Below are 23,764 nucleotides of genomic sequence, written 5' to 3'. Positions count from 1 at the left end.
GCGCGGGCCTCGGCCGCCCGCGCCCCGGCCGTACGCCTCAGAGCAGGGAGTCGAGCGGGACCGACGGGTCGGCGAGGGCCTCCGGGTCGTGCTGCTGACGGGCCCGGATCAGTTCCTGGACCGTCTCGGTGACATCCCACACGTTGACGTTCATCCCGGCCAGGACGCGGCGGTCCTTCAGCCAGAACGCGATGAACTCCCGCTTCCCGGCGTCGCCCCGGATGATCACCTCGTCGTAGGAGCCGGGCGGGGCCCAGCCGGAGTATTCGAGGCCCAGGTCGTACTGGTCGGAGAAGAAGTACGGGACGCGGTCGTACGTCACCTCCTGGCCGAGCATGGCGCGGGCGGCGGCGGGTCCGCCGTTCAGGGCGTTGGCCCAGTGCTCGACGCGCAGCCGGGCGCCCAGCAGCGGGTGGACGGCGGCGGCGACGTCCCCGGCGGCGTAGATGTGCGGGTCGGAGGTGCGCAGCGAGGCGTCCACGGCGATGCCGCCGCCGTGCGCCCGCTCGGCCATCTCCAGTCCGGCGGCCTCGGCGAGGGCGGAGCGCGGGGCGGCGCCGATCGCGGCGAGGACGTCGTGGGCGAGGTGCTCCTCGCCGTCGTCGGTGCGGACGGCGAAGACCATGCCGTCCTGGCCAGTGATCTCGGTGAGCCGGGCGCCGAAGTGGAAGCGGACGCCGTGCGCGCTGTGCAGTTCGGTGAAGATCTGGCCCAGCTCGGGGCCGATGACCTGGTGCAGCGGGGTGGGCTCGGCCTCGACGACGGTGACCTCGGCACCGTAGCCCCGGGCGGCGGCGGCGACCTCCAGGCCGATCCAGCCGGCTCCGGCGATGACCAGGTGGCCGTTGTCGCGGCCGAGGGCGGCGAGCACGTTGCGCAGCCGGTCGGCGTGGGCGAGGCGGCGCAGGTGGTGGACGCCGGCCAGGTCGGTGCCGGGGATGTCCAGGCGGCGGGGTTCGGAGCCGGTGGCCAGCAGCAGCTTGTCGTAGTGGATGACGGTGTTGTCGCCGAGCTGCACGGTCCTGGCGTACCGGTCGAGCGCGGTGACCGGCTGGCCGAGGTGCAGTTCGATGTCGGCGCCCGCGTACCAGGGGCGTTCGTGGGTGAAGACGCTGTCGCGTTCGGCCTTGCCGTCCAGGTAGCCCTTGGAGAGCGGCGGTCGTTCGTAGGGGTGGTCGCGCTCGTCGCCGATGAGGATCACCCGGCCGGTGAACCCTTCGGCGCGCAGTGTTTCGGCCGCCTTCGCCCCTGCGAGTCCTGCTCCGACGATGACGAACGTCTGGTGTGCGTCGACCACTTGATGCCTCCTCAGTGCTGTGCTGCGCGGCGCCCCCAGCTGCGAGCGTCCCGCACGCAGCGTGATGGCGAAAGAGGGTGTGCCCCGGACAGGTCACACCCAGTGGTCAGATGTCCGGCCCCTTCCAGTCTGCCGGTCAGCCGCGACGGGCGGTGAGCGCGGCGTGCAGGGATCGTGCGGAGGCGTCGGTGAGGGCGGCGATCTGGTCGACGAGGACGCGCTTGCGGGCGTGGTCGTCGGGCGCCTGGTCGAACAGGGCGCGGAAGTGCGGTTCCAGGCCTTCGGGGGCGCGGGAGGTGAGGGCGGCGGCCAGCTCGGCGATCACGATGCGCTGGTCGGCGCGGAGGGTCTCCTGCTCGGCGCGCTGCATGACGTACCGGTCGGCGACCGCCTTGAGCACCGCGCACTCGTGGCGCACGGCGCGCGGGACGACCAGCTCGGCGCCGTACCGGCCGAGGCGGCCGGGGCCGTACACCGCGCGCGTCGCGGTCTCGGCCTCGGTGCAGAAGCGGCCGATGAGCTGGCTGGTGGCGTCCTTCAGCCGGGCCTGGGCCACGGCGGAGCCGTCGTAGCCGTGCGGCCACCAGTCCTGGTCGATCAGCCGGTCCAGGGCCTCGGACAGCTCCTGCGGGTCGGTGCCGGCCGGGACGTACCGGCCGATGGCGACGGCCCAGATCTCCTCGCGCTCCGGCTCGGCGTAGAGGCAGTTGGGGTCGATGTGCCCGGCGTGCAGCCCGTCCTCGAAGTCGTGCACGCTGTACGCCACGTCGTCGGACCAGTCCATCACCTGTGCCTCGAAGCAGGTGCGGTCCTCGGGGGCGCCCTTGCGGGCCCAGGCGAAGACCGGGAGGTCGTCGGCGTACACCCCGAACTTGACCGAGTGCGGGTCGGTGGGGTGCGCGCCGCGCGGCCAGGGGTACTTGGTGGCGGCGTCCAGGGCGGCCCGGGTGAGGTTGAGGCCGACGCTGACCAGGTCGCCGGTGCGCGGGTCGCGGACGAAGCGCTTGGGCTCCAGGCGGGTCAGCAGGCGCAGCGACTGGGCGTTGCCCTCGAAGCCGCCGCAGTCGGATGCGAAGTCGTTGAGCGCCTGTTCGCCGTTGTGGCCGAACGGCGGGTGGCCCATGTCGTGGGCGAGGCAGGCCGTCTCCACCAGGTCCGGGTCGCAGCCGAGGACCGCGCCGAGCTCGCGGCCGACCTGGGCGCACTCCAGGGAGTGGGTGAGGCGGGTGCGGGGGCTGGCGTCCCAGACGAGCGAGCGGGTGCCGGGCGTGACCACCTGGGTCTTTCCGGCGAGCCGGCGCAGGGCCGCGGAGTGCAGGACCCGGGCGCGGTCGCGCTGGAAGGCGGTGCGGCCGGGCCGCTTGTCCTCCTCGGTGTCGAAGCGCTCGGTGTCGGCGGAGCCGTAGGGGCTCGACCCCGCGGCCCTCTGTGCGCTCTGTGTGCCTTGTGTGCCGTGTGCCGGTTCTGCCCCGGGTGCGCCCTGTGTGCCGTCCATGGTTCCGACATTAGCGACCGGGACGGACAACCGGACGCGAGCGGGCCCGGGACGTCAGGCGGAAGCGAGCAGGCTCACCGCGTCGGCCCGGACGTCTCCCGGGGTCCGCACCGCCTGGTCGTAGCGGTGCAGCAGGAGGCGGGCCATCGCCGGGTGGGCGCCGAGCGGGGCGGCGGCCCGGTGCGGGGCGGCCTGGGCGCAGGCGCTCGCGAAGCGGCCGGGGGCGGTGAAGTACGAGGCGACGAAGGCCCGGTGGCGTCCTCGGGCGGCCAGCGCGCGCAGGGCGGCGGGGACGGTGGGCGTGGTGGCGGAGGCGTACGCGGGGACGACGGGCGCGCCGAGGCGCATCGCCAGCAGTCGGGCGGTGCGCCGGGTGTCCTGGGCGGAGTCGGGGTCGCGGGATCCGGCGGCGGCGAGGACCACGGCGGCGCCCCGCCCGCCCTGGTCGGCGGAGTCCCAGCCGGCTTCGACGAGCCGCCCGTACAGCGCTTCGACGAGCAGGGGGTGCGGGCCGAGGGGCGCGGCGATCCGGGTCCGTACGGCGGGGGCGGCGGCCGCCCTGGCGGGCAGGTCGCGCTTGACGTGCTGGCCGCGTCCCAGGAGCAGCGGTACGAGGACGGCGTCGGCCCCGCGCAGGCCGTCCAGGGTGTCCGGGAGCAGCGGCCGGTTCAACTCGATGTGGCCGAGCCGGACGTCGAGGCCGGGGCGCAGCTCGCGCACCCGGTCCAGGAGGGCCAGCACGGTGCCCAGGGCCTCCGGGGCGCGGCTGCCGTGCGCCACGGCGACCAGGGACGGGGCGGGCGCGCCGCCGGGGTCCGGGGCGGGGCGGTCGTGCTGCCGGGTGCGGTGCATGGGCCTGCGGGTTCCGTTCCGGGAGACGAGGCTGAGCTGGGCGCCGAGCCGGTCGGTGATACGGGTGAGGAGTTGCGCGGTGCTGTCGGGCAGCGGGGGCGACTGATGAGGCTGTTCCGGGGCCTGCTCCGTCATGGACCGATGGTGCCGGGCGGAGGTTGCCGGGCCGTTGCGCGAGGGTCACGGGGGTTTTCCGCCGCCTCACGGCGGGGCCGGGCGCGGTGTGCGTACGCCGGTGTCGGATGCCACAACCGGGGCGGCGGGCGAACCTTTGCGGCATTCCGGGCGTCAGATGAGGTGGGGGCGCAGGGCGCACACGGACACGGGTGCGCCGGACGACGGACTGGTGGGGGTTGACGGGTGGGGGTTCTGGTGCGCGGGAAGGCCGGGAAAGCCGGGAGGACCGGGGAAGCCGGGGAGACCGGCGAGAGACGCAAGGCGCTCGGGCGGCTCGGGCTGGTCGGGCGGCTCCGGCTGTTCGAGCGACTCGGGCTGGTCGGGCGGCTGGGGCTGGTCGAGCGACTCGGGCGGCGGCTGAAGGAGGTCCGGTGGCCGGCCCGGCCCGTCCTGCGGCTGCCGCGCACCCGGCGGGTCCAACGGCGGCTGGTGCAGGGGCTGATGGCCGCCTGTGTGCTGGCCCTGGTGCCCGCGACCTGGATGCGTCTGGAGGCCGGCGACCGGGTGGGCACGACGGCCGACGCCCCGGCGCGGGAGGTCGCCGTGGTGTTCGGCGCCGGGCTGTGGAACGGCCGGCCGACCCCGTACCTCGCGCACCGGCTGGACGCGGCGGCCGAGCTGTACCGCACCGGGAAGGTGAAGGTCGTCCTGGTCACCGGGGACAACAGCCGGGTGGAGTACGACGAGCCGGACGCGATGCGCACGTATCTCACCGGGCGCGGGGTGCCCGACGAACGGATCGTGAGCGACTACGCCGGATTCGACTCCTGGGACTCCTGCGTCCGGGCCAAGAAGATCTTCGGCGTCGACCGGGCGGTGCTGGTGAGCCAGGGCTTCCACATTCACCGGGCGGTCACGCTGTGCCGGTCCGCCGGGATCGACGCGTACGGCGTCGGGGTCGACGAACCACGGGATTCGGTCTGGTACTACGGCGGCGCCCGGGAGCTGGCGGCCTCGGGCAAGGCGGCCCTGGACGCCCTGTTCCGGCCCGACCCGCGCTTCCTGGGGCCGCGGGAGCCGGGCGTGACGGAGGCGCTGGCCGCCGGGGCACGCTGACGGGCCCGCCCGGAGCGCGGCGTCGACCGCTTGCTCCGGGCGGGTGAACCCTGAGGTCGGGTCTAGGGCGTGTCCGGCGTACGGCCGGTGCCCCATCGCCCCTCGGGGATGAGGACGCCGCCGGTCCGCAGCGAGCGGGTGACCGCGGCCGCGGCGAGGTAGACCCAGGCCCGCACGGACTCGCCCGCCCCGTCGCCGGGGCCCGGCAGCTCGACCTCGCGGACGACCCGTTCGTACAGGTTGCGCGGGTGGCCCGGGCCGAGGAACTCCTCCAGGTGGTCCAGCAGCCCGAGCAGCTCCCCGTACACCCCGGGCGCGGCGACGAGGAGCGTGCCGTGGACGCGGCCGTGGCCCTCGATCGCGTACGGGTAGCCGGGGCCGTCGTAGAGCAGGGCCCGGGGCAGCACGGCCGGCCGCTCCCCCGCCGTACGGCCCCGGAGGAACAGGTCGTGGTTGGGTTCGCCCGGCAGCAGCGTCCCGTACACGAAGAAGGGCAGCTCGGCGGCGACGGGTCCGCCGGGAACGGTCGTGGACATGGTCGCCGTCACAGGGCTGCCGGGGGCGCCGTCTCCGCCGTCACCCAGCCGAGGTAGCGGGCGCTGCCCCGGACCACCGGCAGGGCGATGATCTCCGGCGTGTCGTAGTCGTGCTCCTGCTGGATGTGCTCTTCCAGCTCGCCGTAGCGCTCCGACGTCGTCTTGAAGAGCACCTGCCACTCCTCGGTCGTCTCGATGGCGTTCTGCCACCGGTAGACGGAGGTGACGGGGGCGGAGATCTGCGCGCAGGCCGCCAGCCTGGCCTCCACCGCCGACCGGGCCAGGGCCTGGGCCTTGTCCTCGCTGTCGGTCGTGGTCAGTACGGTCAGCCATGCCGGCGGCGCTGTCATCGTCGATCTCCTCGGATTACGGCGGGCTCCCTGCCCGTGGGCCTTCGATGCGATTGTCGGCCCACGGGGCGTCAGGCGCCGTACGGACGGAGATTCCGGGCGTCGCGCAGCGCGGCGCCCCACCACACCAGCTGGTCCAGCAGCGTCTTGGCCGCCGCGTCGGCGGGCTCCGGGTCCAGATGGCGCCCCTCGTCGTCGAAGAGGACGCCGGCGTTGTGGAAGGACACGGTGTCGCGGACGGTGACGGTGTGCAGTTCGGCGAAGACCTGCCGGAGGTGTTCGACGGCCCGCAGTCCGCCGGAGATACCGCCGTAGCTGACGAAGGCGACGGGCTTGGCCTGCCATTCGTCGCGGTGCCAGTCGATGAGGGACTTCAGCGGTGCGGGGAACGAGTGGTTGTACTCGGGCGTGAGCACGACGAAGGCGTCGGCCGCCGCGAGCCGGGCGGAGACCGCGCCGATCCGTGCCGTCTCCTCGGGCCCGGGGGTGAAGGTGATGGCGGTGGGGAGGTCGGCCTCGACGACGTCGATCAGTTCGGTCTCGACGCCGGGGTGGCGGGCCGCGCGGGTCAGGAACCAGTCGGCGATGACGGGACCGAAGCGGCCGTCGCGGTTGCTGCCGAGGATGACGGCCACCTTGAGGGGGGCGGTCGGAGCGGAAGGCGTGGATGCGGCTGTGGTGTCCATGGCGTCGAGCTTTCAGCCTCAACCGTGGTTGAGGTCAAGCCCCGGCGGCCCGGGCCCGGACCAGCACGCCTACGGTGGCCGCATGACGACGCCCCCGCCCACGCCCCACATCGAGTTCGACGGCCGCCCGGCCACCGAGGAGACCCTGCGGATCCCCGCGCTGTACGGCTTCGGCCACTTCACCGCCCTCCAGGTGCGGGACGGGAAGGCGCGCGGGCTCGCGCTGCACCTCGCCCGGCTGGACGCCGCGAACCGGGAACTGTTCGAACTGCCGCTGGACGGCGACCGGGTGCGGGAGCTGATCCGGCACGCCCTGGACGGTGCGGGGCGGCGGGACGCCTCGGTGCGGGTGCACGGCTACCTGCCGCCCGGCGCGACGCGCACGACCCTGATGGTGGCGGTCCGCGAGCCCGCCGCGATGCCGTCCGGGGCGCGGAGCCTGATGTCGGTGCCGTACGCGCGCACGGCTCCGCACCTCAAGCGGCCGGGCGAGTTCGGGCAGACGTACTACGGGGTGCTGGCCGGGCGGGCGGGGTTCGACGAGGCGCTGCTGACCGCGCCGGGCGGGGTGGTGACCGAGGGGGCGGTCACCAACATCGGCTTCTGGGACGGGGCCTCGGTGGTGTGGCCCGGCGCCCCGGCGCTCACCGGCATCACGATGGCGCTGCTGGAGCGGGAGCTGACCCGGGCCGGACGGCCGTCGGTGCGCCGCCCGGTGACGCTGGAGGGCCCGGACGGGGTGGCCCGCTACCGGTCCGCCTTCGTCTGCAACTCGCAGGGCATCGCGCCGGTGCGGCGGATCGACGGCGTCGACTTCACGGTCGACGAGGAGCTGATGAAGGACCTGCGCGCGGTGTACGACAGCGCTCCGGAGGACGCCGTCTGAGACCGCCCGCCCGGAAAGGCGGGGGCCGGCGGTTCGGCCGTGCCGGACCATGGGGGCATGCAGATCCATATCGAGGCCTCAGCCCTTCCCGGTCGCAGCTGCGGCCCGGACAGCGACTTCCCCGGGTACGAGAACATCCACGTCGGCGTCCAGCGCAAGGACCGGCCGGGCGAGCTGCTCGGTCTGCACCCCGGGGACGCCTCCGCCGCCTCGTGGGTGCTCGACTGCACGGCCACCGCGACGGCGGACGGGATCGAGGTGTCGGGGCCGTACGTCCAGAACCGGCTGGGCGGGCGGTTCGTCTATCTGTCCTGGGGCACGGTGGACGACGCCGGGGTCTTCACCATGTTCCGGCGCGCCAAACTGATGTTCAGCGACATCGACCCGGACGTTCTCGAAGCCGCCGCGCGCTCCGGGCGTCTCACCGGTCGGCTCGGGCTCACCGACGCGAAGGGTCAGCCGCTGTGCGCCCGGGTGCGTCCGCCGCAGATCGTCTGGAGCGCCGCCGCCACCGACGAGGGGTGAGCGGGGGCCGGAGGCGGATCCGACACCGCCCCCACCGGTCCAGGGGGAGTGGACCGGTGGGGGCGGGTGCCGTGGGGGGCGGGGATCCGTCCCGTGGGGGGTGTCTTGCGTGTGCCCGGGGCCCGCGAGGTCATTCATGTGACGTGCGTCACACTTACCGTACGCGCCTCACCCGATCGGCACCCGGCGCGGCAGCACGGACCGAACGGCCCAGTCGCACCGCCGCGACCTGCGGTGATCCATTCCGGCAAGGGTGCCGCGCCGGTCCGTACGGGTGAAAGCTGACCTGACGTCAGAAGGCGTGGTGGGCCCCGTCCCCGTTGGCTCGGGTCAGGACACACCCGCTCGCGCCGTCTGCCCGGAGGATCCCCATGCGCAGTCCCGCCCGCCTCGTGACCGGCACCGTCGGTGCCGCGTTCACCGTCATCGCGTTCGGTCTCACCGCCGCCGCTCCGTCCGCGTACGCGGGCGACTTCGGCCGTCTGGAGATCACCCCGGCGACCGCGGCCCCCGGCGCCACCGTCACCGTGAACACCACCGCCTGCGGCAAGAAGGGCTCCGGCATCGGCGACGCGAACTCCCTGGACGCCGGGGACTTCGAGGTGCGCCCCGGCACCCACAAGGAGGTCGTGGTCGGCCAGTTCACCGTGCCGCACGACACCCGGCCCGGCACCTACGAGATCATCGTCTCCTGCGACAACGGCAAGGACGCGGTCGGTGACCTCGAGGTGATCGGCGGCGGCAAGCACGAGAAGCCCATCCACGACCGCCCGTCCGGCCATGTGCGGACCGGGGTCGGCGGCAGCGTCGAACCGAACTCCACGCAGGTCGCCCTCGGCGTCGGCGTGATCGGCCTCGCGGCCGTCGGCGGGCTGTGGCTGCTGCGCCGCCGCTCCGAGGGCGCCGAAGGAAGCTGAACCACCGCTTCCCCCCTGACCGGGCGGGGCGCGTCCCCGAGCGCGCCCCGCCCGCCCCGGACCACCGACCGAGGACGACGCCGTGTCACCGAGCGCGCAGAAGGCCAAGGGCTGGCTGGTGGGCATCGCCGTGCTGTGCGGCATCTGGCTCATCCAGAACGGCCCCGGCGGCCAGCTGATCCCGCCGCAGCCCTCCAGCGCCCAGGCCTTCGCCGCCGGGCCCCAGCTCCAGCCCGGCTCCCCGGTCGCCGAGCCGCTGGACCGCTCCGAGCCGGTCCGTATCCGCATCCCGAGCATCGAGGTGGACGCGCCGATGACCCGGCTGGGGCTGGCCGCCGACGGCAGCCTCGACGTACCGCCGGACGAGGACCGCAACCTCGCGGGCTGGTACGCGGACGGCGTCCCGCCCGGCGCGCGGGGCACCGCGATCGTCGCGGGGCATGTGGACAACGCGGACGGCCCGTCCGTCTTCTACGCCCTGGGGGCCCTGACCAAGGGCACCGCCGTCGAGGTGGTCCGCAAGGACGGGCGTACGGCCGTGTTCTCGATCGACGCCATCGAGGTCTACGACAACGACGACTTCCCCGACCAGCGCGTCTACGGCGACTCGCCGCACGCCTCGCTCCGGCTGATCACCTGCGGCGGCGGCTTCTCCAAGGAGACCGGCTACCAGGGCAACGTGGTGGCGTACGCGCACCTGACGGACGTGCGCTGAGAAGTCCTGCCGTTCTCACGCGTTCCACTGGTCGAAGCCCAGCTTGGCGACCAGCGAGAACACCACCGTCAGCAGCACCGCCCGGACGAAGCCGCTCCCCCGGCTCAGCGCCATCTTCGCCCCGATCATCCCGCCCGCCAGGTTGAAGACCGCCATCACGGCCGCGAGCTGCCACAGCACCGTGCCCTGGTACGCGAACATCGCCAGCGCGCCCGCGTTGGTGCACACGTTGACGATCTTCGCGGTGGCCGAGGCGGTCACCAGGTCCAGGTGGAGCACGGCGGTCAGGGCCAGGACCAGGAAGGTACCGGTGCCCGGCCCGAACAGCCCGTCGTAGAAGCCGATGCCGCCGCCGACCAGCACGATCGCGGTGACGATCCGGGCCCGGGTGACCGGCCGGTCCGTGCCGTCGCCCGCCGCCGCCGTACCGAAGGACGGGCGCAGCATCACGAAGGCCGCGACCCCCAGCAGCACGACCATGATCACCGGGCGGAGCAGCTCGCTGCTGATCCCGGCGGCGAAGAACGCCCCGGTCATCGACCCGGCGAGGGCCATCAGCCCGACCCGCACCGCAAGCCCCACCCGTACCGGCGCCTTGCGCAGGAAGGTGACGGCCGCGCCCGAGGTGCCCACGATCGCGACGGCCTTGTTGGTGCCGAGGACATGGGCGGCCGGGACGTGCGGCAGGCCGAGCAGCAGCGCGGGCAGGAGCAGCAGCCCGCCGCCGCCCACCACCGCGTCGATCCAGCCCGCGGCGGCCGCGGCGAGGCAGAGAAGGATCAGGGTCGTCAGGGTTATGTCAGGCACGAACCGACACTAGACGCCTGTCGCCCATGCCTCCTCACCCGGTCCCTCACAGGGCCCCTGCCCGGCCGCTGAGCGCAAGGTTCCGCCCGGGAAACAGCCGGGATGCGGCCGGGTAACACCTCCCGCCCAGGCTCGGGGCATGAGGACAACCGACGGAGGCCACTGAGATGCCGGAGCCCACCTTCGAGCCGCGCACCACCGCCGCCGCCTCGGACAGCACCCCGAACGCCCCGGCGCACAGCGTCGTTCCGACGATCGTGGTCGTCGGGCACGGCATGGTCGGACAGCGGTTCCTGGAGGCCCTCGCCGACCGCGGGCTGACCCCGGCGGCCGGCGGCGCCCGGGTCGTCGTGCTCTGCGAGGAGCCCCGGCCCGCCTACGACCGGGTGCGGCTCACCTCGTACTTCGACGGGCGCAGCCCCGAGGAGCTCTCGCTGGTGGAGCCGGACTTCATGGACCGGCACGGCATCGAGCTGTACGTCGGCGACCCGGCGACGGGCGTCGACCGGGCGGGACGGACGGTGACCGCGCGGTCCGGGGCGGTGTTCCCGTACGACACGCTGGTGCTGGCGACGGGCTCGTACCCGTATCTGCCGCCGGTGCCGGGGAAGGAGGCCCGGGGCTGTTTCGTGTACCGGACGATCGAGGACCTGCTCGCGATCGAGGAGTACGCGAAGGGCGCGGCGACCGGTGCGGTGGTGGGCGGCGGGCTGCTCGGCCTGGAGGCGGCCGGGGCGCTGAAGGGGCTCGGACTCGCCACCCACGTGGTGGAGTTCGCGCCCCGGCTGATGCCGGTCCAGGTGGACGAGGGCGGCGGCGCGGCGCTGCTCCGCACCATCGAGGACATGGGGCTCGCCGTGCACACGGGGGTCGGTACGCAGGAGGTCCTGGCGGGCGCGGACGGCGCGGTGAGCGGGATGGCCCTCTCCGACGGCTCTTCGCTCGACGTCGATCTCGTCGTCTTCTCGGCGGGCGTACGGCCCCGCGATCAGCTGGCCCGGGAGTGCGGTCTGGCGGTCGGGGAGCGCGGCGGGATCGTGGTGGACGAGGCGTGCCGGACCTCCGACCCGGCGGTGTTCGCGATCGGCGAGTGCGCGCTGGCCGCCGACAGCCGGGTGTACGGGCTGGTCGCGCCGGGCTACGAGATGGCCCGGACGGCGGCCGAGGTGATCGCGGGCGGGCGGTCCGCGTTCACCGGGGCGGACCTGTCGACGAAGCTGAAGCTGCTCGGCGTGGACGTGGCCTCGTTCGGCGACGCGCACGGGAGCGCCGAGGGGTCGCTCGACGTCGTCTACTCCGACGCCCGGTCGGGGGTCTACAAGAAGCTGGTGATGGGCCCGGACGGGACGCTGCTGGGCGGGGTGCTGGTCGGGGACGCGGAACAGTACGGCATGTTGCGGCCGATGACGGGCACGGTGCCGCCGGTCGCCCCCGAGCAGCTGGTGCTGCCGGCCGGGGCGGGCGGACCGGTGGCGCTCGGCGCCGCCGCGCTGCCGGACGAGGCGGTGATCTGCTCCTGCCACAACGTGACCAAGGGCGCGATCTGCGAGCACACCACCCTGCCCGAGGTGAAGAAGTGCACCAAGGCCGGTACAGGCTGTGGCAGTTGCCTCAAGGTGATCGGGCAGCTGATGCCGCCGCCGGAGGAGGCGGGGCTGTGCGGCTGCTTCCCGTACAGCCGCAGCGAGCTGTACGAGATCGTCCGCACCCTGGAGGTCACCTCCTTCGCCGCCCTGCTCGACTCGCACGGCCGCGAGGAGGCGCGGGGCGGCGACGGCTGCGAGGTCTGCAAGCCGACGGTCGGCTCGGTCATCGCCTCGCTGGCGCCCACGGTCGGCGCGAGCGGCTATGTGCTGGACGGCGAGCAGGCGGCGCTCCAGGACACCAACGACCACTTCCTCGCCAACCTCCAGCGCAACGGGTCGTACTCGATCGTGCCGCGCATCCCGGGCGGCGAGATCACCCCGGAGAAGCTCATCGTCATCGGCGAGGTGGCCCGCGACTTCGGCCTCTACACGAAGATCACCGGCGGTCAGCGCATCGACCTCTTCGGCGCCCGGGTCGACCAACTGCCGCTGATCTGGACCCGGCTGGTGGACGCGGGCTTCGAGTCCGGGCACGCGTACGGGAAGTCGCTGCGCACGGTGAAGTCCTGTGTGGGGCAGACCTGGTGCCGCTACGGCGTGCAGGACTCGGTGCGGATGGCGATCGATCTGGAGCTGCGCTACCGGGGCCTGCGCTCCCCGCACAAGCTGAAGTCGGCGGTCTCCGGCTGTGCCCGCGAGTGCGCGGAGGCCCGGGGCAAGGACTTCGGGATCATCGCCACCGCCCAGGGCTGGAATCTGTACGTCGGCGGCAACGGCGGGGCCACTCCGCGCCACGCGGACCTGCTGGCGCAGGATCTCTCGGACGCCGAACTGGTGCGGCTGATCGACCGGTTCCTGATGTTCTACATCCGTACCGCCGACCGTCTGGAGCGCACCTCGGCCTGGCTGGAGCGGATCGACGGCGGCCTGGACCACGTCCGGGACGTGGTCGTCCACGACTCGCTGGGGCTCTGCGCGGAGCTGGAGCGGCTGATGGCCGACCATGTCGCGGGCTATCGCGACGAATGGGCCGCGACCATCGAGGACCCGGAGCGGCTGCGCCGCTTCGTCACCTTCGTCAACGCGCCCGACGCCCCCGATCCCTCGGTGAGGTTCGTTCCGGAGAGGGATCAGATCAAGCCAGATCTGGAGCTGCTCGCCGGACCCGTGCTCGCCGTCCGCACCCTCGAAGGGACCGCATCCTGATGGCTGCTGCGACGATCACGACAGCGCGGGGCGCCGGAGTCGTCCGGCTCGCCCACGGGAAGGACTGGCTGACGGTCTGCGAACGGGAGCTGCTGACCCCCGGGCGCGGGGTGGCGGTACTGCTGCCGGACGGGGACCAGGCGGCCGTCTTCATGGACCGGGCCGGCCGGGTGTACGCGATCGGCAACCGGGACCCGTTCACCGGGGCGTACGTCCTCTCGCGCGGGCTGCTCGGCTCCGCGGGCGGGCGGCCGTTCGTGGCCTCGCCGCTGCTGAAGCAGCGTTTCGACCTGGCGACGGGCGCGTGCCTGGACGACGAGGAGGCGGCGGTGCCGGTGTTCACCGTACGGGCGGACTGACACCCCCCGAAAGCGGCGGATGGCCTGCGCATGCCATCCGCCGCCCGTTCATCTGCCCTTGATGCTCCGTCAACTCCGTACTCCTACAGTCCTCACGCGCGACCCGCCGGTCCGTCCGGAGCGGCGGGCCACACTCATGCGTGGAGTGATCGTGGAACGTCGGACCTTCTTGCGCACCGCGGTGATCGGCAGCTCGGCGGCGGCCTTCGGCGGCACGCTGTGGCGGGGCGCCGCCTTCGCCGACCCGGCCCAGCCGGCCCCCGGCCCGTACGGCGCCCTCCAGGCGGCCAACGGCGACGGCATCCAGTTGCCGAGCGGCTTCACCAGCCGCGTGATCGCCCGCTCCGGGCAGACCGTGCCCGGCACCTCCTACCGCTGGCACAGCGCGCCCGACGGGGGCGCGACGTACGCCGACGGCTCGGGCTGGATCTACGTCTCCAACGCCGAGGTGTCCCCGGGCAGCGGGGGCGGGGCGAGCGCGGTGAAGTTCAACTCGTCGGGGACGGTGACTTCCGCGTACCGGATCCTGGGCGACACGAACAACAACTGCGCGGGCGGCGCCACCCCCTGGAAGACCTGGCTGTCCTGCGAGGAGGTCACCCGGGGCTATGTGTACGAGACCGACCCGTGGGGGGTGAACGCGGCGGTGCGGCGGCCGGCGATGGGCCGCTTCAAGCACGAGGCCGCCGCCGCCGATCCGGACCACGGCTACGTCTATCTCACCGAGGACGAGAGCGACGGCCGCTTCTACCGCTTCCGGCCCACGACCTGGGGGAATCTGTCGAGCGGCACGCTTCAGGTGCTGGTGGCGGGCACGGCCACCTCCGGTCCGGTGAGCTGGGCGAACGTTCCGGACCCGGCCGCCTCCTCCACCCAGACCCGGCACCAGGTGTCCGGGGCGAAGGTGTTCAACGGCGGTGAGGGCTGCTTCTACGCTGCGGGCACCTGCTGGTTCACCACCAAGGGCGACAACCGGGTGTGGGCGTACGACGCGAACGCCTCGTCGATCTCGCTCGCCTACGACGATTCGCTGGTGACGGGCGGCTCCGCCCCGCTGACCGGCGTGGACAACGTCACCCGGTCCGGATCCGGGGACCTGTACATCGCGGAGGACGGCGGGAACATGGAGATCTGCCTGATCACGCCGGACGACACGGTGGCCCCGTTCCTGCGGATCACCGGCCAGTCCGGTTCGGAGATCACCGGGCCCGCGTTCTCGCCGGACGGCACCCGCCTCTACTTCTCCTCGCAGCGCGGGACCAGCGGAAGCTCCTCCGGCGGCATCACGTACGAGGTGAAGGGGCCGTTCCGCAGCTGACGCGGACACCCCGCGTGCGCCGGTGCTCCTCGACGGCTCCGGCGCACGCCCCGCGGCTCAGGCCTGACCCTCGACGGCGGCCGGGTCCATCCAGATGACCTCCCAGATGTGGTGGTCGGGGTCCTGGAACGAGCGGCCGTACATGAAGCCCAGGTCCTGCGTCTCGCCGGCCGGGGACCCGCCGGAGGCCAGCGCCGCGTCGGCGATCTCGTCGACCTTCTCGCGGTTGTCGGCGCTGAGCGCGAGGATGACCTCGGTCGCCCGCGAGGCGTCGACGACGTCCTTCTTGGTGAACTCCTTGAAGCGCGGCTCCGTCATCAGCATGGCGAAGATCGTGTCGCTGATGACCAGACACGCGGTTTTGTCGTCGGTGAACTGCGGGTTGGTCGTGAAGCCGAGCTTGCCGAAGAAGCCCACGGTGGTCTCCAGGTCCTTCACCGGCAGGTTCACGAAGATCATCTGAGCCATGGTCGTTTCCTCTTCCTCTGTCCTGTGGCGCCCGCGGTGGTCCGTCCGGCGCTTTCGATGGTTAGACGGCGGGGCCGTGCGGAACTCATCGCCGATCGGCGGACGGATTTCACGACCGGGCTTCGGAGCGCCGCTCAGGGCAGGGCGAGCGGGGCGCCGCCGCGCAGCAGGGAGCCGCCGAGCGGGGTCAGCGTGTGCAGGACCGAGCTGCCGTGGCGCAGCGTCAGGACCAGGCCGGCCTCGCGCAGCACGGAGGCGTGCTGGCTCGCGGAGGCCAGCGACACCCCGGCGCGGCGGGCGAGTTCGCTGGTGGTGCAGCCGCTGCCTATGGAGGAGAGGACGGCCGAGCGGGTGTGGCCGACGAGCCGGCCGAGCCAGGGGCCCGGCTCGGCGAAGACCGGGGCGCCGGGGTTGGTGACCGGGTAGACGAGCACCGGCGGGAGCGAGGGGTCGCGGTAGACGACCGGGGTGCCCCGGCAGAAGAAGGACGGCTGGAGCAGCAGCCCGCGCCCGTCCAGGTGCAGATCGCGGTCGACCGGGTAGTCCGCCTCCAGCACGGGCGAGCGCCACCGGATCATCGGCGGCAGGGTGCCCAGGAGCCCGTCGGCGCCGCCGTCCAGCAGGGCCCGGCCGCGCACGGCGCGGTCCGCCTCGATGCTGGCCCTGATGTGCGGCCAGTAGGGCTCGACGGCCGCGTGGTGGTAGCTGCGGAGGGCTCCGATGAGCCGGGCGAGCGGCTCGGCGCGGCCCTCCATGAGCGCGGCGGGCAGCCCCGCGCCCGCCCTGCCCGAACCGGCGGCCCGCTGACCGACCGACCGGTCTGCCCGCTGCCGTACGCGCCCGGCGGCCAGCAGTTCCAGCTCCGCGTGGACGCGGTCGGCGGGGGTGTCGCGCAGTGCCTCCATTCCGACGTCGAGCCCGAAAGGCTCGGCGCCTTCCTGAGAGGGCGTCAGGAAATCCGGGAAATAGCCGCGGGGCGGAACGACCGCCGCCAGCAGCTGTGCTTCACCATTCAACCGCGCCCGGGATTCCGTACGCCATTTCCCGAACACCGTCGAAGCGCGCCGGTCCCTGAGCCGGTGAAAACTGAGAATGGTTTCCCACAGCGCGTCCGGCCTCGTGGCCATCCGCACCCGTGAAAGGTCCAGCCTGGACACATGGATACGCAGCACTACTCCCCCACCTGTTGCATTCTGTTGCATCCGCAATTGCCCCCACCGAAGGGTATGCGGACCGTCACAGGAGGTCACCACGGGGTTTCGGCCAGAAGTGAAAGGTGTCGCCCCGTTCCGCTTCACCGATGAGGCTGTACGACGTCGGGTACGCATCCGGTGCCCACCGGATGAGCACGTGAAGGCCGTGGGGGGCTTTGTGTGTTCGGCGGCGGTGGGCGACGGTGCGGCTCCGTACCCGACGGGGGTAAGCCGGGTGCGGTTCATGGGTGGGGATCCATGGACCGCACCCCGGTCCCCCGGTCGTCACCCGAATTTCTTTGCGCATTAAACGAAGCAATGTGCTCTGCGCCACATTCCTCGCGCGGCATTCGGTGCGCACTCCTGACGGCTTCCCCGTACCGCCGGTCATTTCCGCGCACGCCACTCCCGTACCGCCGGTCACTTCCCGGCACACCCGGCCCTTTACCGCCGGTCACTTCCGGTCGGCGCAGGCGCGGCCTTCAGGTCCGCCCCAGCGCCGTCACACGTCAGGACAAGGCGAAGCGGCGGCACCCCCGCACAGGGTGCCGCCGCTTCTCGGCGGGGCCTTCGCGGCCCTTGGTCGGTGGGCAGGGCTGTTCGTGCAGCCCTGCCCAGGAGATCCGGGGTGTTCGTGCACCCCGGACCGGTGAGTCCGGGTCAGCGGCTGTCACTGCCCCGGGACTCGGCTGCGGCCCGGCCTGCCTCAAGGCGGGCGACCGGGATGCGGAAGGGCGAGCAGGACACGTAGTCCAGGCCCACCTCGTGGAAGAAGTGCACCGACTCGGGGTCGCCGCCGTGCTCGCCGCAGACGCCGAGCTTGAGGTCCGGGCGGGTGGCCCGGCCGGCCTCGACGGCGCTGCGGACCAGCGCACCGACGCCGTCCTTGTCGATGGTCTCGAACGGGGAGACCCCGAAGATGCCCTTCTCCAGGTACGCGGTGAAGAACGAGGCCTCCACGTCGTCGCGGGAGAAGCCCCACACGGTCTGGGTCAGGTCGTTCGTGCCGAACGAGAAGAACTGCGCGGCCTCGGCGATCTGGCCCGCCGTCAGCGCGGCGCGCGGCAGCTCGATCATGGTGCCGATGGTCAGCTTCAGGTCGGTGCCGGTGGCCGCCTGGACCTCGGCGATGACCCGGTCGGCCTCCTCGCGGACGATCTCCAGCTCCTGGACCGTGCCGACGAGCGGAATCATGATCTCGGCGCGCGGGTCGCCCTTGGCGTTCTTGCGCTGGGCGGCGGCCTCGGCGATCGCGCGGACCTGCATGGCGAACAGGCCGGGGATGACCAGGCCCAGGCGCACACCGCGCAGACCCAGCATCGGGTTCTGCTCGTGCAGCTTGTGCACCGCCTGGAGGAGGCGCAGGTCGTTCTCGTTGGCGTCCTTGCGGGACTCGGCGAGCGCGACGCGCACGGACAGCTCGGTGATGTCGGGCAGGAACTCGTGCAGCGGCGGGTCGAGCAGCCGTACGGTGACGGGCAGTCCGTCCATCGACTCGAACAGCTCGATGAAGTCGGCCTTCTGGAGCGGGAGCAGAGCCGCCAGCGCGCTTTCGCGCTCGTCGTCGGTGTCCGCGAGGATCAGCTTCTCGACCATCTCGCGGCGCTCGCCGAGGAACATGTGCTCGGTGCGGCACAGGCCGATGCCCTGGGCGCCGAAGCGGCGGGCGCGCAGCGCGTCCTCGGCGTTGTCGGCGTTGGCCCGCACGCGCAGCCGGCGCACCCGGTCCGCGTACGCCATGATCCGGTGCACGGCGGCGACCAGCTCGTCGGCGTCGTCGGCCCCGGCGTGCATCCGGCCCTCGAAGTACTCGACGACCGGCGACGGTACGACGGGTACCTCGCCGAGGTAGACCTTGCCGGTGGAGCCGTCGATGGAGACGAGGTCGCCCTCCTCGATCACCGTGCCGCCGACCGTCATCCGGCGGCGCTTGGTGTCGACCTCCAGGTCCTCGGCGCCGCAGACACAGGTCTTGCCCATGCCGCGCGCCACGACCGCCGCGTGCGAGGTCTTGCCGCCGCGCGAGGTCAGGATGCCCTCGGCGGCGATCATGCCTTCGAGGTCGTCGGGGTTGGTCTCGCGGCGGATCAGAATGACCTTCTCGCCGGAGCGGGACCACTTGATCGCGGTGTACGAGTCGAAGACGGCCTTGCCGACGGCGGCGCCGGGCGAGGCGGCGATGCCCCGGCCGAGCAGCTCGGTCTTCGCTTCGTCGTCGAAGCGCGGGAACATCAGCTGGGCGAGCTGGGCGCCGTTGACCCGCTGGAGGGCCTCGGCCTCGTCGATCAGGCCCTGGTCGACGAGCTGGGTGGCGATGCGGAAGGCGGCGCCGGCGGTGCGCTTGCCGACCCGGGTCTGGAGCATCCAGAGCTGACCGCGCTCGATGGTGAACTCGATGTCGCAGAGATCCTTGTAGTGGTTCTCCAGGGTCTCCATGATCTGCATGAGCTGGTCGTACGACTTCTTGTCGATCGACTCCAGGTCGGCGAGCGGCACCGTGTTGCGGATACCGGCGACGACGTCCTCGCCCTGCGCGTTCTGGAGGTAGTCGCCGTAGACGCCCTGGTGGCCGCTGGCCGGGTCGCGGGTGAAGGCGACGCCCGTACCGGAGTCGGGGCCCAGGTTGCCGAAGACCATCGAGCAGACGTTGACGGCCGTGCCGAGGTCGCCGGGGATGCGCTCCTGGCGGCGGTAGAGCTTGGCCCGGTCGGTGTTCCACGAGTCGAAGACCGCGTTTATGGCCAGGTCCATCTGCTCCCGCGCGTCCTGCGGGAACTCGCGTCCGGCCTGGGTTTCGACGATCTTCTTGAACTGCTTGACGAGCTTCTTGAGGTCGGCCGCGGCGAGGTCGGTGTCGATGCTGACCTTCTTGGCGTGCTTGGCCGCCTCCAGGGCCTCCTCGAAGAGGTCGCCGTCGACGCCGAGGACTGTCTTGCCGAACATCTGGATGAGGCGGCGGTAGGAGTCCCAGGCGAAGCGCTCGTCGCCGGACTGGGTGGCGAGACCGGCCACCGAGGCGTCGGAGAGGCCGATGTTCAGGACCGTGTCCATCATGCCGGGCATGGAGAACTTGGCGCCGGAGCGGACGGAGACCAGCAGCGGGTCGTCGGCCTGGCCGAGCCGCTTGCCCATGCGCTCTTCCAGCGCCGTGAGGTGCGCACTCACCTCGTCGCGCAGCGCGGTCGGCGCGTCGCCGCTCTCCAGGTAGACCTTGCAGGCCTCGGTGGTGATCGTGAAGCCCGGAGGGACGGGCAACCCGAGGTTGGTCATCTCGGCGAGGTTGGCGCCCTTGCCGCCCAGAAGATCCTTCAGATCCTTGTTGCCCTCGGTGAAGTCGTAGACGAACTTCTGGGGATCTTTGTTTTCCGACACGGGTCTCGACTCCTCGAGGACGCGGTGGCTGCCCTGACGGCGAGGAACATACCCAGATCGAAGGTGTATGGGTACGTCCACGTGGTCGTCATACGGCCGCAACCACCCGTCCGCCAGCAGATCGAAAGGGCCGCCCGGCCGAAGCACCTGAACTCTTGCCTTCACCTCCTGAAGGCAGCATGGCCGAAACTTGACCATTACCGCTCAGGTGAGCGCCTTGCTCACCAGGTGAGTCCACTTCTCGAAGCCAGCAAGGTGGCACTGAGTGCCACGTCTTCCAGAAGTGCAGCCATGTTGATTTCGCTCATCTGAGCGCAACCCTGATCAAGGGTGGCGCGAATCACGCCGGTTTCGGACCCAGGATTTCAGGATCCGGACGCCTCAGGCAGTCACTGAGCACCCCGAGGTCGACCTCTTCCAGGCTACGGGCGAAGGTCCGACCCCGCGCGGGCTCCACCGGCAGCAGCGAGGGCACCACCAGCACCGCGCACCCGGCGGCGTGAGCGGATGCGGTGCCGTCCGGGGAGTCCTCGACGGCGACACAGGCCGAGGCCGGGACGCCGAACCGGGTCGCCGCCGCCATGTACGGGTCCGGGTGCGGCTTGGTCCGTACGGTGTCGTCGGCCGACAGCGTGAAGGCGAAGGGCGCCCCCGCCAGCGACCCCGCCACCACCGCGTCCACCACGCTCCGGGGCGAGGCGCTGACCAGGGCGAACGGCACCCGGGACCGCTCCAGGGCGGTGAGCAGCGCGGCGGCCCCGGGGCGCAGCGGGGCGCCCGCGTCGACCTTGCGGAAGAAGGACGCGGTCAGCTCGGCGGCCACGCCGTCCAGCGCGTCGGCCGCCGTGCCCGTGACGCCGATCAGATGAGCGGCGGTGTCCGCGACGGCCCGGCCGACGACCTCCGGCGCGTCCGCGGCGGACAGCCGGTGGCCGAGTCCGGCGGCGACCTCGTCGGCCGTCTCCCACCACAGCACCTCGGTGTCGACGAGGGTGCCGTCCATGTCGAAGAGGACGGCGGCGGGCGTCGTCATGCCGCCGCCTTCCCGGTCCGCTCACCCGTTACGGGGACGGCGGGGGTGGCGGGGACGACGAGCACCGGACGCGGTACGGGCGTGACCCGGGCCCGTACGCCGGGCAGCAGGTCGGCGGCGTCGCGGGAGGAGAGGTCGGCCTTGAGCGCGACGCCGTCCGGGAGGTCGAGCAGGACCCGGGTGACCGAGCCGAGGAACGACGCGGAGACGACGGTGGCCGTGCCCTCGGGGTCGGCCTCGACGCGGATGCCCTCGGGCCGGATCAGCACGTCGACGGGCCCGCCGCCCGCCGGGGCCTCGCCGTCGACCGGCAGGGTGGCGCCCGCGACCTCGACCGATCCGGTCCCGGTCAGCCGGCCCGGCAGCCGGTTCATGGTGCCGACGAACTCGGCGACGAACGCGGTGGCGGGGCGCTCGTACAGCTCGGCCGGGGGCGCGCACTGTTCCAGGCGGCCCGCGTTGAGGACGGCGACCCGGTCGGCCATGGAGAGGGCCTCCTCCTGGTCATGGGTGACGAAGATGGTGGTGATCCCGAGCGACAGCTGAAGGCGGCGGATCTCCTCGCGGAGCGAAAGCCGCACCTTGGCATCGAGTGCCGAGAGCGGTTCGTCCAGCAGCAGCACCCGGGGCCGCAGCGCGAGCGCGCGGGCCAGGGCGACCCGCTGCTGCTGTCCGCCGGACATCTGGTGCGGGAAGCGTCCGCCGTGGTCGGGCAGCCCGACCAGGTCGAGGAGTTCGGCGGCGGTGGCGTGCCGCTCGGTGGTGGACACCTTCCGTACGCGCAGGCCGAAGGCCACGTTGTCGCGAGCGTTCAGATGCGGGAAGAGGCTGTAGGACTGGAAGACCATGCCGGCGTCACGCCGGTTGGCGGGGATGCCGAGGATGTCCTCGCCGTCGACCAGGACCTCGCCGGAGTCCGGCTGCTCGAAGCCGGCGAGCACCCGCAGCGCGGTGGTCTTGCCGCAGCCGGAGGGGCCGAGGAGGGCGAGCAGTTCGCCGGGTTCGGCGGTGAGGTCGAGTCCGTCGAGGGCCACGGTCGGGCCGAACGCCCGGCGCAGCGAGCGGAACTCCACCCGGGCTCCGGTAACGGCGCGCCCGTCGGCGGCCGAGGCGGCCCGCGCCGGATCGGGGCGTCGGGCGGCGGCGGTGGACGGGGCGGGCAGGGCTGGCAGGGCTGACATGGGTGCTACTCCTTGCCGGGTACGGGGGTGGGGGCGGCGGCGGGGACGGCGGCGGACGAGCCGGTTCCGGCGCGGGAGAGGACGAGCAGCAGGGCCCAGGTGATCAGCAGGCTGAGCAGGGACACCGCGACGGACATCCGGGCCTCGGCGCCGGAGACGGAGACGATCCACACCGCGAAGGGCCGGAAGCCCAGCAGCGAGGCGACGGTGTACTCGCCGAGCACCAGCGCCAGGGTGAGGAAGGAGGCCCCGGCGAGCGAGGACCGCAGATTGGGCAGGATGACGCGGAGGATCACGTACAGCCGCCCGGCCCCGCAGTTCCGGGCCGCCTCCACCAGCGTGGGCACGTCGACCGCGCGCAGTCCGGCGTCCAGCGAGCGGTGCACGAAGGGCAGCGCCAGCACGGTGTAGGCGAGGACCAGCACCACCGGGAACGACTCGTTCTGCACGGCGAGGAAGGTCTGGTAGAGCGGGGTGCGGGAGAAGTGGTCGGGCCCCCAGCGCAGCACCGTGGCGATCCCGGTGACCAGCGCGATCGGCGGCACCACCAGCGGCAGCATGCAGACGATCTCGACGACGGCGCGCAGCCGGGGCGGCCCGAGCCGGACCGCGACCAGGGCGGGCACGACGAGCAGCAGGGCCAGCGCGATCGTGGCGGCGGCGAGGGAGAGCGAGAGGAACAGGCTCTCGGTGAAGCCGTCGGCCGACAGGATCCCGCTGTACGCGGCGAAGGTGACGCCCTGGTTCGGCACCTGGACGGTGAAGACGAACGAGGAGACCAGCGGGGTGAGGAAGTACAGCCCGGCGACGGTGAGCACGGCCCCGCGCCAGTAGCGCGGGCGGCGCCGGGCCGTCTTCGCCGGGGCGGCGACGGGAGCCGGGGTAACAGGGGATACCGGGGTCAGCGCAGCCATCGGGAACTCCGTCGCTGGAGGGGCAGGTAGACCGCCATCACCAGTCCGGCGATCACGATCATGTCGAGGCTCAGCGCCAGGGCGACGTTCTCCTGGCCGACCAGCACGTTGCCCGAGAGCGCGTCGGCGATCTTCAGGGTGACCAGCGGGACGGAGCCGCCGACCAGGGCGGCGGCCGTGGCATGCGCGGCGAAGGCGCTGCCGAAGAGCAGGACGAAGCCGCCGAGCAGCGAGGGCGCGAGGACCGGCAGGCCGACATGGCGCCAGAACTGCCAGGTGGAGGCCCCGGTGTTGAGCGCGGCCTCCCGCCACTGCGGGCGCAGCCCGTCCAGTGCGGGGACGACGACGAGCACCATGAGCGGGACGAGGAAGTAGAGGTAGATGACGGTGAGCCCGGTGAAGGAGTAGAGGTTCCAGCCGAGGGCGTCCAGGTGCCCGATCTCCGTGACGACCCCGGAGATGCCGAGGGTCGCGACGAAGGCGAAGGCGAGCGGGATCCCGCCGAAGTTGGCGAGCACCCCGGAGGCGGTGAGCACCGCGCCGCGCAGCGCGCCGCGCCGGGAGGTGACGACGGCCTGGGCGATCAGCACCCCGAGCACGGTGGCGAGCGCGGCGGTCAGCGCGGACAGCTGGACGCTGCCGGTGAGCGAGGTGAGGTAGGGCCCCTGGAGCGAGCGCGCCAGGTGCTCGCCGGTGATCTCGGTGGTCCCGGCGACCGGGTCGGTGCGAGTGAGCGCCCCGTACAACAGGGCCCCGGCGGGCAGTCCGAAGCAGAGCCCGGCGAAGACGAGCAGCGGGAGCGCGCCGAGCCAGGCCCGGGGCGGCCGGCGGCGGG

Annotated in this window: 22 protein-coding genes; 8 read left to right on the top strand and 14 right to left on the bottom strand. The window is 72.7% G+C overall.

Annotation, left to right across the window (positions count from 1 at the left end):
* Positions 1–37: 37 nt before the first annotated feature.
* From G3I54_RS05970 to G3I54_RS05960, 3 genes are all read right to left on the bottom strand, one after another.
* Positions 38–1,297 carry an FAD-dependent oxidoreductase gene (locus G3I54_RS05970; RefSeq protein ID WP_164611860.1) on the bottom strand — a complete coding sequence of 420 codons (1,260 nt, stop codon included), beginning with the start codon at positions 1,295–1,297 and terminating at the stop codon, positions 38–40.
* Between the two features lie 136 nt (positions 1,298–1,433).
* Positions 1,434–2,792 carry a deoxyguanosinetriphosphate triphosphohydrolase gene (locus G3I54_RS05965; protein WP_164611858.1) on the bottom strand — a complete coding sequence of 453 codons (1,359 nt, stop codon included), beginning with the start codon at positions 2,790–2,792 and terminating at the stop codon, positions 1,434–1,436.
* Between the two features lie 54 nt (positions 2,793–2,846).
* Positions 2,847–3,779 (bottom strand): sirohydrochlorin chelatase, encoded by a 933-nt coding sequence (locus tag G3I54_RS05960; protein ID WP_164611856.1) that lies wholly within the window; start codon positions 3,777–3,779, stop codon positions 2,847–2,849.
* A 375-nt stretch (positions 3,780–4,154) separates the two neighbouring features.
* On the opposite strand from G3I54_RS05960, the gene G3I54_RS05955 reads away from it, so the two are divergent.
* Positions 4,155–4,877: an ElyC/SanA/YdcF family protein gene (locus tag G3I54_RS05955; RefSeq protein WP_164611922.1), complete on the top strand. Its 723-nt coding sequence runs from the start codon at positions 4,155–4,157 to the stop codon at positions 4,875–4,877.
* Between the two features lie 62 nt (positions 4,878–4,939).
* Here the strand turns inward: G3I54_RS05955 and G3I54_RS05950 are convergent, their stop codons facing one another.
* From G3I54_RS05950 to G3I54_RS05940, 3 genes are all read right to left on the bottom strand, one after another.
* Entirely contained in the window at positions 4,940–5,413 is a 474-nt protein-coding gene (locus G3I54_RS05950; protein ID WP_164611854.1) for a gamma-glutamylcyclotransferase family protein, read from the bottom strand.
* A gap of 8 nt (positions 5,414–5,421) precedes the next feature.
* A complete protein-coding gene (cutA, locus tag G3I54_RS05945) occupies positions 5,422–5,763 on the bottom strand; it encodes a divalent-cation tolerance protein CutA (RefSeq protein ID WP_164611852.1) in 342 nt (113 codons plus the stop codon).
* A 71-nt stretch (positions 5,764–5,834) separates the two neighbouring features.
* Positions 5,835–6,449, bottom strand: coding sequence for an NAD(P)H-dependent oxidoreductase (locus tag G3I54_RS05940; protein ID WP_164611850.1), 615 nt, complete (start codon positions 6,447–6,449; stop codon positions 5,835–5,837).
* Between the two features lie 82 nt (positions 6,450–6,531).
* Between G3I54_RS05940 and G3I54_RS05935 the strand changes: the two genes are divergently transcribed.
* From G3I54_RS05935 to G3I54_RS05920, 4 genes are all read left to right on the top strand, one after another.
* Complete coding sequence (locus G3I54_RS05935; RefSeq protein WP_164611847.1) at positions 6,532–7,335, top strand: aminotransferase class IV family protein; 804 nt, start codon at positions 6,532–6,534, stop codon at positions 7,333–7,335.
* A 57-nt stretch (positions 7,336–7,392) separates the two neighbouring features.
* The gene (locus G3I54_RS05930; protein WP_164611845.1) at positions 7,393–7,860 is read left to right on the top strand and encodes a DUF5990 family protein; all 468 of its coding nucleotides are present in this window, start codon (positions 7,393–7,395) and stop codon (positions 7,858–7,860) included.
* A gap of 371 nt (positions 7,861–8,231) precedes the next feature.
* Positions 8,232–8,777: a hypothetical protein gene (locus G3I54_RS05925; protein ID WP_164611843.1), complete on the top strand. Its 546-nt coding sequence runs from the start codon at positions 8,232–8,234 to the stop codon at positions 8,775–8,777.
* An 82-nt stretch (positions 8,778–8,859) separates the two neighbouring features.
* Entirely contained in the window at positions 8,860–9,492 is a 633-nt protein-coding gene (locus G3I54_RS05920) for a class F sortase (RefSeq protein ID WP_164611842.1), read from the top strand.
* Between the two features lie 15 nt (positions 9,493–9,507).
* Here the strand turns inward: G3I54_RS05920 and G3I54_RS05915 are convergent, their stop codons facing one another.
* Positions 9,508–10,299, bottom strand: coding sequence for a TSUP family transporter (locus G3I54_RS05915; RefSeq protein ID WP_164611841.1), 792 nt, complete (start codon positions 10,297–10,299; stop codon positions 9,508–9,510).
* Positions 10,300–10,466: 167 nt separating this feature from the next.
* On the opposite strand from G3I54_RS05915, the gene nirB reads away from it, so the two are divergent.
* From nirB to G3I54_RS05900, 3 genes are all read left to right on the top strand, one after another.
* Positions 10,467–13,091: a nitrite reductase large subunit NirB gene (nirB, locus tag G3I54_RS05910; protein ID WP_164611840.1), complete on the top strand. Its 2,625-nt coding sequence runs from the start codon at positions 10,467–10,469 to the stop codon at positions 13,089–13,091.
* A complete protein-coding gene (nirD, locus tag G3I54_RS05905) occupies positions 13,091–13,450 on the top strand; it encodes a nitrite reductase small subunit NirD (protein ID WP_164611839.1) in 360 nt (119 codons plus the stop codon). The genes nirB and nirD overlap by 1 nt, the downstream gene beginning before the upstream one ends.
* A 151-nt stretch (positions 13,451–13,601) precedes the next feature.
* Entirely contained in the window at positions 13,602–14,768 is a 1,167-nt protein-coding gene (locus G3I54_RS05900) for an alkaline phosphatase PhoX (RefSeq protein WP_164611838.1), read from the top strand.
* A 57-nt stretch (positions 14,769–14,825) separates the two neighbouring features.
* Here G3I54_RS05900 and G3I54_RS05895 read toward each other — a convergent pair whose 3' ends face one another.
* The 7 genes from G3I54_RS05895 to G3I54_RS05865 all read right to left on the bottom strand — a co-directional run.
* Positions 14,826–15,236 (bottom strand): VOC family protein, encoded by a 411-nt coding sequence (locus tag G3I54_RS05895; protein ID WP_164611837.1) that lies wholly within the window; start codon positions 15,234–15,236, stop codon positions 14,826–14,828.
* 134 nt (positions 15,237–15,370) lie between these two features.
* Positions 15,371–16,408: a helix-turn-helix domain-containing protein gene (locus G3I54_RS05890; protein WP_164611836.1), complete on the bottom strand. Its 1,038-nt coding sequence runs from the start codon at positions 16,406–16,408 to the stop codon at positions 15,371–15,373.
* 681 nt (positions 16,409–17,089) lie between these two features.
* A complete protein-coding gene (gene ppdK, locus G3I54_RS05885) occupies positions 17,090–19,801 on the bottom strand; it encodes a pyruvate, phosphate dikinase (RefSeq protein WP_164611834.1) in 2,712 nt (903 codons plus the stop codon).
* 340 nt (positions 19,802–20,141) lie between these two features.
* Positions 20,142–20,834 (bottom strand): HAD family phosphatase, encoded by a 693-nt coding sequence (locus G3I54_RS05880; RefSeq protein WP_164611832.1) that lies wholly within the window; start codon positions 20,832–20,834, stop codon positions 20,142–20,144.
* A complete protein-coding gene (locus G3I54_RS05875; protein ID WP_239144253.1) occupies positions 20,831–22,006 on the bottom strand; it encodes an ABC transporter ATP-binding protein in 1,176 nt (391 codons plus the stop codon). The genes G3I54_RS05880 and G3I54_RS05875 overlap by 4 nt, the downstream gene beginning before the upstream one ends.
* A 14-nt stretch (positions 22,007–22,020) precedes the next feature.
* Complete coding sequence (locus tag G3I54_RS05870) at positions 22,021–22,929, bottom strand: ABC transporter permease subunit (RefSeq protein ID WP_203685566.1); 909 nt, start codon at positions 22,927–22,929, stop codon at positions 22,021–22,023.
* Positions 22,917–23,764, bottom strand: an 848-nt coding sequence (locus G3I54_RS05865) for an ABC transporter permease subunit (RefSeq protein WP_164611830.1), incomplete at its 5' end; no start/stop codon positions are given. The genes G3I54_RS05865 and G3I54_RS05870, both read right to left, overlap by 13 nt.

The organism is Streptomyces sp. SID14515, assembly GCF_010548505.1.
GTDB lineage: Bacteria > Actinomycetota > Actinomycetes > Streptomycetales > Streptomycetaceae > Streptomyces > Streptomyces caviscabies.
The sequence above is the reverse complement of the archived record's forward strand: the minus strand, read 5'-3'. Positions and strand labels throughout refer to the sequence as shown.

Excerpts from the sequence above, each read along its gene's own strand:
- nirD (WP_164611839.1), top strand. The coding sequence starts at position 13,091 with ATGGCTGCTGCGACGATCACGACAGCGCGGGGCGCCGGAGTCGTCCGG.
- nirB (WP_164611840.1), top strand. The coding sequence starts at position 10,467 with ATGCCGGAGCCCACCTTCGAGCCGCGCACCACCGCCGCCGCCTCGGAC.
- G3I54_RS05930 (WP_164611845.1), top strand. The coding sequence starts at position 7,393 with ATGCAGATCCATATCGAGGCCTCAGCCCTTCCCGGTCGCAGCTGCGGC.
- cutA (WP_164611852.1), bottom strand. The coding sequence starts at position 5,763 with ATGACAGCGCCGCCGGCATGGCTGACCGTACTGACCACGACCGACAGC.
- G3I54_RS05950 (WP_164611854.1), bottom strand. The coding sequence starts at position 5,413 with ATGTCCACGACCGTTCCCGGCGGACCCGTCGCCGCCGAGCTGCCCTTC.
- G3I54_RS05960 (WP_164611856.1), bottom strand. The coding sequence starts at position 3,779 with ATGACGGAGCAGGCCCCGGAACAGCCTCATCAGTCGCCCCCGCTGCCC.
- G3I54_RS05940 (WP_164611850.1), bottom strand. The coding sequence starts at position 6,449 with ATGGACACCACAGCCGCATCCACGCCTTCCGCTCCGACCGCCCCCCTC.
- G3I54_RS05925 (WP_164611843.1), top strand. The coding sequence starts at position 8,232 with ATGCGCAGTCCCGCCCGCCTCGTGACCGGCACCGTCGGTGCCGCGTTC.
- G3I54_RS05870 (WP_203685566.1), bottom strand. The coding sequence starts at position 22,929 with ATGGCTGCGCTGACCCCGGTATCCCCTGTTACCCCGGCTCCCGTCGCC.
- G3I54_RS05965 (WP_164611858.1), bottom strand. The coding sequence starts at position 2,792 with ATGGACGGCACACAGGGCGCACCCGGGGCAGAACCGGCACACGGCACA.
- G3I54_RS05935 (WP_164611847.1), top strand. The coding sequence starts at position 6,532 with ATGACGACGCCCCCGCCCACGCCCCACATCGAGTTCGACGGCCGCCCG.
- G3I54_RS05895 (WP_164611837.1), bottom strand. The coding sequence starts at position 15,236 with ATGGCTCAGATGATCTTCGTGAACCTGCCGGTGAAGGACCTGGAGACC.
- G3I54_RS05880 (WP_164611832.1), bottom strand. The coding sequence starts at position 20,834 with ATGACGACGCCCGCCGCCGTCCTCTTCGACATGGACGGCACCCTCGTC.